Annotated in this window: 12 protein-coding genes; 7 read left to right on the top strand and 5 right to left on the bottom strand. The window is 57.5% G+C overall.

Features of this window, described 5'->3' with window-relative positions:
- Positions 1-781, bottom strand: a 781-nt coding sequence (locus COA55_RS16685; RefSeq protein ID WP_290503053.1) for an HAD-IA family hydrolase, incomplete at its 3' end; no start/stop codon positions are given.
- Positions 782-1067: 286 nt separating this feature from the next.
- On the opposite strand from COA55_RS16685, the gene COA55_RS16680 reads away from it, so the two are divergent.
- From COA55_RS16680 to COA55_RS16670, 3 genes are read left to right on the top strand one after another with little or no spacing between them, the layout of a single operon-like run.
- Positions 1068-2225 (top strand): DcaP family trimeric outer membrane transporter, encoded by a 1158-nt coding sequence (locus COA55_RS16680; RefSeq protein WP_290503052.1) that lies wholly within the window; start codon positions 1068-1070, stop codon positions 2223-2225.
- A 35-nt stretch (positions 2226-2260) separates the two neighbouring features.
- On the top strand, positions 2261-3319 hold the full coding sequence (glsA, locus tag COA55_RS16675; RefSeq protein WP_290503051.1) for a glutaminase A: 1059 nt from the start codon (positions 2261-2263) through the stop codon (positions 3317-3319).
- Positions 3319-4491 (top strand): DUF481 domain-containing protein, encoded by a 1173-nt coding sequence (locus COA55_RS16670; RefSeq protein ID WP_290503050.1) that lies wholly within the window; start codon positions 3319-3321, stop codon positions 4489-4491. Before glsA ends, COA55_RS16670 begins: the two co-directional genes overlap by 1 nt.
- A 335-nt stretch (positions 4492-4826) precedes the next feature.
- On the opposite strand, the gene COA55_RS16665 is transcribed toward COA55_RS16670, so the two are convergent.
- Positions 4827-5300, bottom strand: coding sequence for a peroxiredoxin (locus tag COA55_RS16665; RefSeq protein ID WP_290503049.1), 474 nt, complete (start codon positions 5298-5300; stop codon positions 4827-4829).
- A gap of 464 nt (positions 5301-5764) precedes the next feature.
- On the opposite strand from COA55_RS16665, the gene COA55_RS16660 reads away from it, so the two are divergent.
- On the top strand, positions 5765-6430 hold the full coding sequence (locus COA55_RS16660; RefSeq protein WP_290503048.1) for an SDR family oxidoreductase: 666 nt from the start codon (positions 5765-5767) through the stop codon (positions 6428-6430).
- Positions 6431-6490: 60 nt separating this feature from the next.
- On the top strand, positions 6491-7087 hold the full coding sequence (locus tag COA55_RS16655; RefSeq protein WP_290503047.1) for a hypothetical protein: 597 nt from the start codon (positions 6491-6493) through the stop codon (positions 7085-7087).
- A 109-nt stretch (positions 7088-7196) separates the two neighbouring features.
- Here COA55_RS16655 and COA55_RS16650 read toward each other — a convergent pair whose 3' ends face one another.
- The gene (locus COA55_RS16650; RefSeq protein ID WP_290503046.1) at positions 7197-9284 is read right to left on the bottom strand and encodes a VIT and VWA domain-containing protein; all 2088 of its coding nucleotides are present in this window, start codon (positions 9282-9284) and stop codon (positions 7197-7199) included.
- 118 nt (positions 9285-9402) lie between these two features.
- The gene (locus tag COA55_RS16645) at positions 9403-9897 is read right to left on the bottom strand and encodes a hypothetical protein (RefSeq protein ID WP_290503045.1); all 495 of its coding nucleotides are present in this window, start codon (positions 9895-9897) and stop codon (positions 9403-9405) included.
- Positions 9898-10137: 240 nt separating this feature from the next.
- Between COA55_RS16645 and COA55_RS16640 the strand changes: the two genes are divergently transcribed.
- Positions 10138-11388 (top strand): oxygenase MpaB family protein, encoded by a 1251-nt coding sequence (locus COA55_RS16640; RefSeq protein ID WP_290503044.1) that lies wholly within the window; start codon positions 10138-10140, stop codon positions 11386-11388.
- Positions 11389-11545: 157 nt separating this feature from the next.
- Here the strand turns inward: COA55_RS16640 and COA55_RS16635 are convergent, their stop codons facing one another.
- Positions 11546-12031, bottom strand: a complete 486-nt coding sequence (locus COA55_RS16635) for a YajQ family cyclic di-GMP-binding protein (protein ID WP_063520143.1) — start codon at positions 12029-12031, stop codon at positions 11546-11548.
- Between the two features lie 189 nt (positions 12032-12220).
- Between COA55_RS16635 and COA55_RS16630 the strand changes: the two genes are divergently transcribed.
- A complete protein-coding gene (locus tag COA55_RS16630) occupies positions 12221-12841 on the top strand; it encodes a 1-acyl-sn-glycerol-3-phosphate acyltransferase (protein WP_290503043.1) in 621 nt (206 codons plus the stop codon).
- Positions 12842-12941 lie beyond the last annotated feature (100 nt).

Raw genomic sequence — 12941 nt, 5'->3', positions numbered from 1 at the left:
CCAGGGTGGTCAGCTCGGCAATGCTGCCGACCACGGCATCCGGGCGGTGGGGGTGTTTGACCGTGTGCGGGAAAATCTTGTCCAGCCAGGCCTGATCCCAGCCCGCGCCATTGTAGAAAATGGAGGTGACGCCGGCTTCCTTGGCGGCAATCACGTCGGTGGTGCTGTCGCCCACGTACCAGCAACTTTCGGCGGGTTTCTTGCCAAGAATCTCCATGGCTTTCAACAGCATTTGTGGTGACGGTTTGCGTTCTTCCACATCGCTGCCGCATACCACCACATCAAACAAATCTTCCCAGCCTGTGCCATCCACCAGCGCTAGTTCGTGTTCCAGAAATTCGCGTTTACGGTTGGAAATCAGCCCGGTCTTCACGCCCAGTTCACGCAGGTGTTCCAGTTGCTGGCGAATGTCCGGTTCCAGTGGATGCACCTCGGCCACATATTTCCGGTAGGCCTGATCAAACGCCTGGTGGGCACGGCCTTTGGCATCCTGGTCGCTGCCGAACAGCACTTCGAAAATATCGGTGCGGGAAATCTTCCGTTGAGACACGATTTTGGGGTGCAGACGATGGTGATCTTTCACATAAATCAGCAGCTTGGCGTCTTCAATGGTTTTGGATTCATCCGGGTCCAGCAGCCGCTCCCACAGGTCAAGACTTTCCAGTTGGGGAAGGATGTCATCCACGGCGTGATACATGGCGTCATGGGTGTCTACCAGGGTGGCATGCCAGTCGATAAGAATGACATCGGGACGTGCATGGGGCAGTTGCAGAATGCTCATGAGGACTTTGCCCGTGGGTTGTCAGTGATGGTTATACCCTTGTCATATTAGGGTGCTGCCATGTTGTTCAGCCTAACCACAAGTATAGGCAAGCGCTGCTGTTTTTTAAGGTGCTGTAAGACGCGTCATTTTTTTGAAAAGCTTTGGGTGGGACTATCGTGACACTCTGTAAAATTTGTGCTTCTATCGAAGGCGGATCACAGGTTTGACGTTGCAGCTCGGAGCGCTCAACAGTTCTGCCCGGGAATGGCGGCGATTAACAAAACAATGAACAGGGATGATGATCATGGGTACTTTCGCTTCCCGTCGCACCCTCGGTGCTGCGCTACTTCTCGCTCCTCTCACTTGCTTGGCGGATTCCTCTTTCGAAGTATACGGCTTCGGGATGGTGGATTATGTGCAGGGTTTCGATCGGGTAACTCCCGAATGGGAAGATACCTTGCGCCCCGGACGAATTCCTTATGACCAAGACACGGTAGGCAGTGATGGCCAAGCTGTCATTGGTGTCCGCCAGAGCCGTTTGGGTGTGAATGCCAGCACCATGGCCGGTGACAGTGAGCTGACAACCAAATTTGAATTTGACATGTTTGGCGTCGGTCCGGACGAAGGTCAGACAACGATTCGTTTGCGCCATGCCTACGGTGAATGGAAGTCCATCTTGGCGGGGCAGACTAATAGTGTGTTCATGGACGGTGATGTATTCCCCAATGTGATCGATTACTGGGGTCCGTCGGGCATGGTTTTCCTCCGTAATCCACAGATTCGCTGGACGCCGGTGAAGGGTGATTCTACCGTCGCGGTGGCCATCGAAAATCCGGGTAGTGGCGTGGATAGTGGCCTTGATCCTGGTACTGCCGGCGATGACGAATATCCGGATATCACTGCCCACTTCCGTCAGGTGGGAGACTGGGGTCACTTTCAGGTGGCCGGTATCCTGCGTCAGGTGGGTTACGACACGCCTGGTGGGCCGGATGGTAGCCCGGATGACAGTGAACTGGGCTGGGGTGTAAACCTGACATCCACAGTCAACATGTTTGAAAAGGATCGCATCATCCTGGGTGTGGTCCACGGTAACGGTATTTCTAACTACATGAATGATGGTGGAGTGGATATGGCTCCGGATGGTAATGCGGCCGACCCGGACTACAAGGCTGTGCCACTCACAGGCCTTATCGCTTACTACGATCACTACTGGAATGATGCCTACAGCAGTTCGGTAGGCTATAGCTCCACAGAAATCGATAATATGGATTTCCAGACAGCAGACGCTTTCAACAAGGGCGAGTACGCCTCTGTCAACTTGCTGCACACTCCCAACGATAAAGTGCTGATGGGCATGGAGTATTTGTTTGGGAAACGTACGGCTAACGACGGCACTACCGGCTACGACCGCCGTGTCCAGTTCAGCATTAAATACAGCTTTTCCAGTGGCAATCTGCTTTAAGTGGAAGCCGGGATCTCTCAGAGGGAGCATGAGTAATGCAATATTCACGTAAGTTCTTCAGCCTGTTTTTTGCCGGTATGCTGGCGGTGGCAAGCGCCAGCTGTTCAGCAGAAAACGAGGCGCCAGCGGCGTCTCCGGTGGACAGCAAGCTCACTGAAAAGAACATCAATGCCGAATTGAAGAAGGCCTACGACAAGTACAAGGGCCTGAAGGAAGGCGCCAACGCAGATTACATCCCGGCGCTCGACAAAGTGGATTCCAACATCTTCGGTATCGTGCTGGTGACCGTCGATGGCAAGGTCTACTCGGTGGGTGATATCGAATCGCAAGTGTCCATTCAGTCCATCTCCAAGGTCTTCACCATGGCCAAGGTGACTGAGGAAAAAGGCATTGATGCCCTGCCCAAGAATGTGGGTGTGGATGCCACCGGGCAGGTGTTCAATTCCATCTATGCCATCGAGCAGCACCAGGGCCATGAAATGAACCCGCTGGTGAATGCCGGTGCGATTACCACTACCAGTATGGTGTCCGGAAAAAGCTACAACGAAATCTGGAACAAGATTCTCGGATACTACAGTGACTTTGCCGGCCGGGATCTGACCGTGTTGGAAGATATCTACAAGTCGGAAGCGGCTACCAACCAACGTAACCAGGCGATTGCTCACCTGATGTATGCCTACGGCCATATCGAAGGCGACCCGCTGCAGGCCACCGACATTTATACCCGCCAGTGTTCTGTGGGTGTGAATGCCAAGGACCTGGGCACCATGGCGGCGACGCTGGCCAACGCGGGCACCAACCCGGTTACCGGCAAGGCGCTGGTGAAACCGGAAGACATGCCGGAAATCCTGGCAGTGATGGCGACGGCCGGGCTGTATGACGATGCGGGCAAGTGGTTGTACAAAACCGGTCTGCCTGCCAAGAGTGGTGTGGGTGGTGGTATTATTGCCGTTTCCCCGGGCAAGTTCGGTATCGCGGCTATTTCCCCGCCGCTGGATGAGGCCGGTAACAGCGTTCGCGCCCAGAAAGCCATTGCGGATATCTCCGCAGCCCTGGGTGGCAACCCGTACGAAGCCGTACCTTATGGCAAGTAATGAAAAAAGTAGTGGTTAAAGGCTGGCCAGCAATGGCTGGCCAATCTTCTGGCAGCGCTTCTGGCCAGACAAGCAAACAGGCAGCCCTCTGGGCTGCCTGTTTGCTTGTCGGCACCCTTCCAGCCGCCGCCTTTGCAGCGGACCAAACCTTTGACACGGCCAGTACCCCGCCAGAGATCTGGCGGCCGCCCAGTTTCGACGTGCAGCAATGGGACTGGATACAGCTGGATACTGGGGAGTGGGTTAAAGGGCGGATCAAGGTCCTGCATGAAGAGTCGGTGGAAATCGACAGCGATCATTTCGATCTGATTTCCATCGACTGGGAAGACGTGGCCTATATCCGTACGGGGCGCGTCATGTCGGTGCTGCTGGATGGCGGTGAAGTGATACTGGGGCGTTTGACCACGGAGCGGGGCAAACTGCTGGTGGGCGGTGAACCGGTTGAGTTTCCGCAGGTCGTGGGTATTGCCTCGGCTTCACCCAGAGAGTTTGATTTGTGGACCGCAGATGTTTCGGTGGGCCTGAATTTCCGCAGTGGTAACGTGGAACAGAAAGACCTGAACACCAAGGTTTCACTGAAACGCCGCACGGTAAAGAATAATACCAAGATGAGTTATACCGGTAACTATTCGGAATCGGAGTCCGAGCAGCTGGCCAATAACCACACGGCGAGCCTGAGTCATGATTATCGGATCAGCCATAAGTGGTTTTTCAGGCCGATTCAGGCGGAATATTACCGTGATCCGTTCCAGAACCGTGAAGCAGAATGGACGGTAGGTTTTGGTGCGGGGTACCAGATTTTTGATACGCCGAAGCTGGACTGGACGGTCTCGGCAGGCCCCGGTTACCAGCGTACCGAGTATGTGGATGTGGTAGAGGGTGAAGACCGTACGGTCTCCACCGGAGCGTTCCTGATAGGGACGTTTTACGATCAGGACATTACCGACAATATCGAGCTGGAAGTTGATTACCAGGTGACGCTGACAGAAGCCAAAGCCGGTCGCGCCAAGCATGATTTCTATGTGGCACTGGACGTGGATCTGACCAGCCGTTTGGACCTGCGTTTGGCGGGCACCTGGAAACGTATCGAAAGTCCGCAGCCGGACAGTGACGGTATTACCCCGGAAAAAGACGACTTTACCGCTACCCTGGGGCTTGCGCTGGAGATATAGCGATGTTGAGCCAGCGCTGGCTCGGCTCAGGATTTCCTCCGTTGCGGGAGGCTACATGCCTGAGGCCGGACGTCAAAGCGACGAACCGGGGAATCGCTGAAAAATGCCCAGCACGCTGATTGTCTGTGGGAACTGATGCTTGCATCACGAATAGCGGCGGTGAGTTACAGGCGCCTTCGCGATGCAAGCATCGCTTCCCACAGTGCTTCGAGCGTTTTTCAACGGCCTGGCAGCAATCCGAATGCATCATGCAGACAACCCGCGCCGCCAGGTTTTCGTCCGGCATCAGGCGTTGGGGTCACCGGGCAACGTTCCGAGGGAAAGACTTCCCTAGATTAAAGCTGGCCCAGCACAGTCTCCGCGCTGCTCTTGTCCACGCCTTTGGCGTCCACACCGATATACTCCACCACGCCATCGTTGGCGATCAGGGCGAAACGCTTGCTGCGAATGCCCATGCCGCCACCGGTGGCGTCCAGTTCCAGCCCCAGCGCCTTGGCAAACTCGGCATTGCCGTCTGCCAGCATGGTCAGGCGCTCGGCGTTCTGGTCTTTCTGCCAGGCATCCAGCACAAAAGCGTCGTTAACGGCCATGCAGGCAATCGCATCGACCTTGTCCAGCAGGGCGTCAGCATTGACCACGAAGCCGGGCATATGGGTATTGGAACAGCCGGGAGTGAAAGCGCCGGGCACGGCAAACAACACCACTTTGCGGCCTTTGAAAAAATCGCCAGTGTTCAGGTCTTCGGGGCCGTTATCACCGTTGGTTTTCAGGGTGATGGCGGGAAGGGTATCGCCAACTGCAATGCTCATGATTCGCGTCCTTGGCTTGAGAATGGACACTCACTGTAGCAAAGAGACACGGATAAAAAAGGTTCTTTACGGATTAGCGAGAATAACACGTTTCTCGCCACTTGCTTGGGTTATCCCGGCATCGCTTTTGAGAGGTATTTTCAGGAACGGTCAGGCCATCATTGATGGCAATCATCGGGTAATGCATTTTGCACAGAGAGTATGGCGGCCAGGGTTTTCAGGTTTTGAACGCAAGCGTCATTCGTCGGGCATCCGGCGTCCAGCGGCTGCCAAATCGGGATAATGAGACAAACTCTGAAGCAGGATGAGCACTCAATTCCGCGATGAACCATAAAAAAGGATGTTTCCGTACAGGTAGGCAAAGCAGTGTCCACAGAGGCCTGCGAATGTGGCTTGTCCGCTGGCGTTGAATGCGAAACAGGTTCAGGGTACGAGTCTGTTGAAGCAGGCAACAGGAGAAAGCTGTGGGACAAACAATAGTCATTACCGGAGCGAATCGCGGGATTGGCCTTGCCATGGTGCAGGCGTGGTGTGCCAGAGGGGATACCGTGCTGGCCACTTGCCGTGAGCCCTCTGCTGCGCTGCTGGAAAGCGGCGCAAAGGTGATCGATGGTGTGGATGTGGGCTCGGCGGACGGAGTGATGAACCTGCAGAATGCGCTGGGCGATCGCCGTGTGGATATGCTCTATAACAACGCCGGGATCATGAGCAATGAAACGGTGGATGGCATGAACTTTGACTCGATCCGCGACCAGTTCGAGGTCAATACGCTGGGGCCGCTGCGGGTCACCATGGCTTTGCTGGGCAACCTGCATGCGGGTAGCAAGGTGGGGCTTATGACTTCACGCATGGGGTCCATTGCCGATAATACCTCCGGGGCCAGGTACGGCTACCGGGCCAGCAAGGCCGCCCTGAATGCGGTAGGCAAGTCGCTGGCGGTGGACTTGTCTGAGCGGGGGATTGCGGTGGCGATTCTGCACCCGGGCTGGGTACAGACCGACATGACCAGGCAGAGTGGTAATCTGACGGCGGAAGAAGCGGCCAGCGATCTGATTGCGCGGATGGACGCCCTGACCCTGGAAAACAGCGGGACCTTTTGGCATTCCGATGGCAGCGTGCTGCCCTGGTAATGGGATTGCCTTCTCTGAATACAGAAGAGGGTTTCACCGAATGCTGATGGAGAACAAGTCATGACGCACGCCGTGCGCTTTCAACACCCACGCTACACCATTCGTCGCAAGTTCTTTCGCTTCTTCGGTGATGCGTTCCACCTTTATACGGATGATGGAGAGCTGGCGCTTTATTCCAACATGAAGCGCTTCCGCATCCGCGAAGACATCCGGCTTTACGCGGACGAAAGTCAGGACCAGGAGTTGCTGCGGATTTCCACCCGCAGTATTTTCGATTTCGCGGGCGCCTATGACGTGCATGATTCGCAAAGCGATGAGCATGTGGGTACGTTGCGGCGGTCGGGTTTCAAATCATCCTTCCTGCGCGATCACTGGACCTTTCTGGATAGTGGTGGTCAAGAGATCGGCACTCTTCAGGAAGACTCCATGCTTAAAGCACTGGTGCGTCGTTATATCGAAGCGTTGGCTTTTTTCTTTCCCCAGCACTACCACGCCACCGTGGGAGAAAGTTCTGTGGCGGAGTATCGCCAGCGGTTCAATCCCTTCATTCTGAAACTGGATGTGGATTTCAGTGCTGATCGTGAGGGCCGACTGGACAAGCGTCTGGGGATTGCCGCCGGGGTGTTGTTGTCGGCTATCGAAGGCCGGCAGGAGTAACACGACAGGGTTCTGCTCGCACTTTGCCGAAGCCTCGGGGCTAAATGCCTGACGAAAAAATCCCGGACAGGAGCTACCTGTCCGGGAAGGTTGGCTGTCGTCGGCAGGATCAGCGGCGACGACGCAAGCCACCGCCGATCAGCAGGATCAGGAAGGGTAGCAGGGCACCGATGCCGAAGGCGCCACCGCTGCTGCCGCCACCGCTATAGGACGGACGATTGCTGTTGTACATGGGTTGGGCATTGTCCACGCGGTTGCTGGTGGGTGCGCTGGCCTGACGTTGTGCCTTGGCCAGCTTTTCGATCTCCCGGCGTTTAGCATTGCGACGCTCGATCCCGTACTCCTCGAAGACTTCATCGCGCAGCACCACCATGGAGGTGTAGTTGGTCACCAGGCCGTACTCCAGGCCCAAATCGGTGATGCCCTGCTGCAGGTCCTTCTCCTCGCCGAAGTAATTAATTTCCCGCTGCATGTGCTGAATGGTGGCATAGGCCCACAGTCGTTCCAGTTCCGGGTTGTCACCGCCCTGGGCGGGGAAGTTGAAACGGGTCTTGTATTGCTTGTCCTGGCCGGCCACGTTGGCACGAAGGGTAACTTTCGCCGGGCCGTCGCCCCAGTAATGACCGAGCAGCACGATCTGGCGACCGTGGTAGATGCTGCCGATGCGCTGCGGCTGCAGGTCGGCGGTACGCACCCCGTCGATATCGATCTCCACGTCGTTCATGGCCTGGTGGGTGAGCTTGGCGGTGGCGTTGAGAATCTGCCCGGCGATGTCGTCGCTGTTGGAGACGCTGATGGCAAAGCCGTTGCTGGCATCGGTCATGGCGGTGAGCATGGGCCGGTTGGCACTGTTGCCCATGACGAAGGTGAACAGGCGCACGTCATGGTGTTCCAGTAAGTCGATAAAGTCTTTTTGTTGGGTTTTACCTACGTTAGCCACGCCATCGGTAACCAGCACGATGCCGGTGGGGCGGTCCGCGTCCAGGGGGTTCAGGGCCAGGCTCAGGCCGCCGAACAGGTTGGTGCCGCCACGGGGTTTGAGCTGCATGAGTTTTTCGGTGTAGCGGCGAATGCTGCCCGGCGTGGCGTCCACAAAACCGCTGGTGATTTCTTCGGCACGATCATCAAACAGCACGATTCTGAAGCGGTCGCCGCCGCGCAGTTTACCCAGGGCCTGGCTGACGCCGTCGGCCAGGGTGGCCAGTTTGGCACTCATGGAGCCGGAAATATCCAGCACGAACACCCAGTCGCTACCGGTGGTGATCGGGGGCAGGTCGTCACCGGGGGTGATGCTGAGCATAAAGGTGCCGCGATCCTTGCCCGGGGCCTTGTAGGCGACCAGGTCCACGCTGCCGGGCAGGTCCTGCTGGTGACGCCAGTAGACGACGATGTCCTGGTCCAGGGTGAACGCATTGGCCGGCTGGCCATTGGTGGCCGGGGGCGCGAAGTTGGCGCTTTCGCTGTTTGTTTCTTCTTCACTGCTGGCGGTTGCCGTGCGGTTGTCCAGTTTGACCTGCCATTGCTGCGGGCCCAGTTGCTGGATCTGTGCCTGGGGGTGTTTGGGCAGACGCAGGGCATCCACCGGGTAGCCGCTGCGCAGATTCAGAGTAAAGCTGAAGTGCTCTTCGACGCTGTCGTTGGCGGTCCAGAACGCCAGCTTCTTCTCGTCCACGCCGCCTTCTTCCAGCGGGTACACATAGCGGCCGATGCCGGTGTCGACAGAGGCGGGCTGCATATAGACCAGCCGTACCCGGGTGTCCTGGCCGGCGCGAACCGGTTGCACCAGCACATCAAAGGCCTTGTAGCTGTCCTTTTCGGTGAGCCCGGCCTCGCGGCCGGCGGCTTTTTCCTGTTCGTAGACCTGGCGGGCCTGCTGCTTTTCCAGCACTTCGCCGATTACCGGCTTGCCGTCGATCCATACGGTGAACTCGGCCACGGTGCCGCGCTCGGGGACCGGGAAGCGGTAGTAGGCTTCCAGGTCCTGATCATTGGGGTTGTGGAAGACCTGCTCCACTTCGGTAATGGCGTAGCCGTCTTCCACGTCCACGGTGACGTGTTGCTCGCGGATCTGTAGCGGCGGCAGGCTGCTGTTGGCTGGCGTCATCAGCCCGGCGGCCAGGGCTGGTGTGGTCAGCGCGCTGCTCAGCAGCAAAGCCAGACCGGAAAAAAGGCGGGTCAATCTGTTCCTGAAACCCATGATGATTCTCCTTGTTATGGATCATGGGGTTCGTTGTACGCGTGGTTGTGTGTTTTGTTAAACGCTGTTCATTAACAAGACATGTCGCAAGGTGTTCAATAGGACTCTGATTTGGCAATTACCCGTTATGGGTCAGTTGCTTACGTGTGGCATCGATTAATGTAGCGAAATCCGGGCGGGCGATGACGGCAAGCACCAGCGTGTAGACCCCGTTGAGCAGGGCGAGCAGGGCATCCGCCTGCATCAGGCTGAGGGCGATAACAATCATGGAAACGGCATCCAGGATTCCCAGCAGCATAAACATGCTGGCCTGTACCTTGAGCGCCGCTGTGTCGCCGGAGGGGTCCGCAGGGGTGGCGGTCTGGATCGGCCGGCCGGCAATAGCCCTGGGTGACAGCAGAGCATTACGTAGCGGTCGTGCCACGATCAACATCAGTGCCATGGCGCCCATGGCCGCCATGCGCAGGGTGTCTTGCGGCAGCAGTTCAAGGGATGCGGTGTAGTTCCCGAACCAGACCAGGCCAGCGACCGCGATGCCAATCAGCAAGGGCGCAGAGAGCACCAGAAACCATAAGGTATTGAGGCGCTGTACGGCTGAGGTGGACGCGGGCATAAACACTTTCCTGGGTCATGTTGTGAGAGATGGCGGTGAGCCGGAGCTACCGCAAACAATAAGGTTAAAGCAGGGAAACTAGCAAAGCCCGAGTGGATAAAAAAGTGCCAAATGTTTCTGTCATTCGGCGCCATTCTTTCTGTCGATTCTTGCCATGCCGTTGGCTGGCGGACATTGTTATGCTCCATAAGAACTTGTCGGTTCTAGCGCCCGCTGAATTGAGGGCAAGGAGCAAAAAGAATGACCGCAATGCTGGCAACCAGCCCGTTGGACCATGCTGATCTGAACCGGGTAGGCGACCCCGAGCGCCCGCAGATGCGCCGGGTGCGCAAACTGTTTTCACTGATGATCGGTTCCGACCCGCAGCCCAGTGAAGGGCAGATGCGGGTGATTCGCGAACACATGCTGATGGGCGACACCCTGGCGGACGCGGTCGTGCACATGTACAAGAGCTTGCCGGCAGGTGAGGGGCGCAAGCTGGTGGACCAGGCGCTGGAGCATGGCATCGACAGTGTTGAGAACCCGCCGCAGGCGCTCACCGCACTGTTCAAACAGATCGACCATGAACCGATCTGGCTGGATCGGGAAAAACTGCGCCTGGCCTGTGATGTCTCACACCGGGTGGGACTGTCCGGGGAGCTGGTATTGCGCAACCTGTCGTTGATGGGGGGCTACCTGGGCGCCGCTGCGGCCAAGCCGCTGGTGTTCACCGGGCAGCTGGATCGCATGGCGAACCGGCGCCTGGTGGAAACCGGAAAATTCTGGATGGACGTGACCACGCCGGGCGGCATGGAACGTGATCAGGAAGGGTTCAAAAGTGCGGTGAGAGTGCGGCTGATGCATTCCCAGGTGCGCGCCATGTTGTTGCAATCCGATAAGTGGAACATGGCCTGGGGGCACCCGCTGAATCAGTGGGATTCCATGGCGACCATTCTGGAATTTTCAGTGATTTTTCTCACCGGTCTGCGCTCGCTGGGTTTTATTTTCAGCAAAAAAGAACGGGAAGCGGTGGTGCATCTGTGGCGTTATGTCGGCTATCTGATGGGGGTGGAAGAACGGATCCTGCCCACCTGCGAGGCTGATGCCATGCGGGCGTTTTATCAGGTAGTGGCCACGATTTGCGAAAGCGATGACGACACCCGCAAGCTGGGTCAGGCCTTGGCGGGGGCGTCCCTGCAGGATGGTGGTGACGGTTGGGCGGCGAAACGTATGGCGCGGCTGGAGTACACCCTGCGAGCCGGTTACACCCGTTATATTCTGGGCGACGAAGCCGGCGATAAATTGGGCCTGCCGCGCACGGCAGCCAAGTATGTGTGGCCTGCCCAGATTCCCCTGCGTGTGGGGGCTGAACTGGTGCGCAAGAGCGTACCCGGGGCTAACCGGGTACTGGTATGGCTGGGTGCCAAAGCCCGCAGGGACCAGTTCCCCAAGCGGGTGCAGCGGCTGAAAGCGGATACCACCTTTACGCCAGTGAAGACGTTGGCGCGGTAAAAGCGACGGCAGTACGCCTCACGCGACACAGGTTCGTCCTTCTGCAACGTAAAAGGCCGCACCCAAATTTGGAGCGCGGCCTCTTGCGTTTGTGTGACTACAGCGCTGAAATCGCGTTGTAGCTTGTAGCTTGTAGCTTGTAGCTTGTAGCTGGATGCTAGTCCCTAAAATTATTGAACTGCAGCGGCGTTTCGATTTTGGATTCCCGTAGCAGTGCCATCACCGCCTGCAGATCATCGCGCTTCTTGCCGTTCACCCGCACCTGGTCACCCTGGATCGAGGCTTGTACCTTGATCTTGCTCTCCTTGATTTGCTTCACAATCTGTTTGGCCACGGGCTGGTCGATGCCCTGGCGGAAGGTCAGGGTCAGCGAGAAGGTCTTGCCGCTGTGCTCTGGCTCTTCGGGCTTGTCGGCGCCGGCGGCGCTGATGTTCTGTTTCAGGCAGGCCTTGGCGAACAGTTCTTCCAGTTGGCGCACCTGGAAATCGGATTCGGTCTTCAGGGTGACGGCCAGGCCGTTCTGCTCGATGCTGGCCTCCACGCCGCGGAAATCGAACCGGGTAGACAGCTCGCGGTTGGCGTTGTCCACCGCATGGCGAAGGGCGACTTCATCAATCTCGGAAACAATATCGAAAGACGGCATAGGGAGGTCCTGTCGGCAGTAATGGCGTGTCTGGATCGGGCAATTATACAGAGGCAAACCGGTTGTGGGGCAAGTCGGGGAGTGAGTCGTCAATGCGGTGCCGGTGGGCTATCCGATATACTGTGCGATTGTGCTGCGCTGCAGCCGCGCCCGCAGGGCGGGAATGCGACACCAATTGAGGGTTAGGGTATGCAAAATCAGTCCACAGAGCGGCCGCCCCGTGTGCCTTTGGGCCAGCGAATCGGCCAGGCGCTGTTGCGGCTCACCGGTTGGTCGGCCGGCCCCTTCCCGGATATCGACCGGGCAGTGATTGCCGGCGGGCCTCACACCTCCAACTGGGACGGGGTGTTGGCGCTGGTGAGCCGCTCCGCATTGCAGAAAGACGTCAACGTGATGATCAAAAGCAGCCTGTTCAAGGGGCCGCTGGGGGTCTTGCTGCGCAAACTGGGGGCCATGCCGATTGAGCGGGGCCAGGCTGGCGGGATGGTTGAGCAAACCGTGGCGGCGTTTGCAGAGCGTGAGAAGTTGCTGATCGCGGTGACCCCGGAAGGCACCCGCAGCAATGCAGATCAATGGAAGCTGGGGTTCTATCATATTGCCCGCCAGGCCAAGGTGCCGATTATTCTGGCGTTGGCGGACTACAAGGCAAAAACCTTTTCGTTTCCCGTGGTGATTTATCCCGGCGATGATATGGAAGCGGATCTTCAGCAGATTTACACGCACTTTGCGCGAGCGACGCCACGCCATGCGGACAAGCTCTCTGCGCCAGTCTCTGCGGCAAAAGCGGCGCGTGAGGCTGACGTGCAATAACCGCATGACTGCGGATCAGATAGATGCGTGGGAAGGAGAGGAAATGGCTGTTCGGATTGGACGACAAGAGAAGTGGCAGGCCAAGTATCGGTGGCCTGCC

The sequence above is a fragment of the Alcanivorax sp. genome (assembly GCF_002733835.1).
Lineage (GTDB): Bacteria > Pseudomonadota > Gammaproteobacteria > Pseudomonadales > Alcanivoracaceae > Alcanivorax.
The sequence above is the reverse complement of the archived record's forward strand: the minus strand, read 5'-3'. Positions and strand labels throughout refer to the sequence as shown.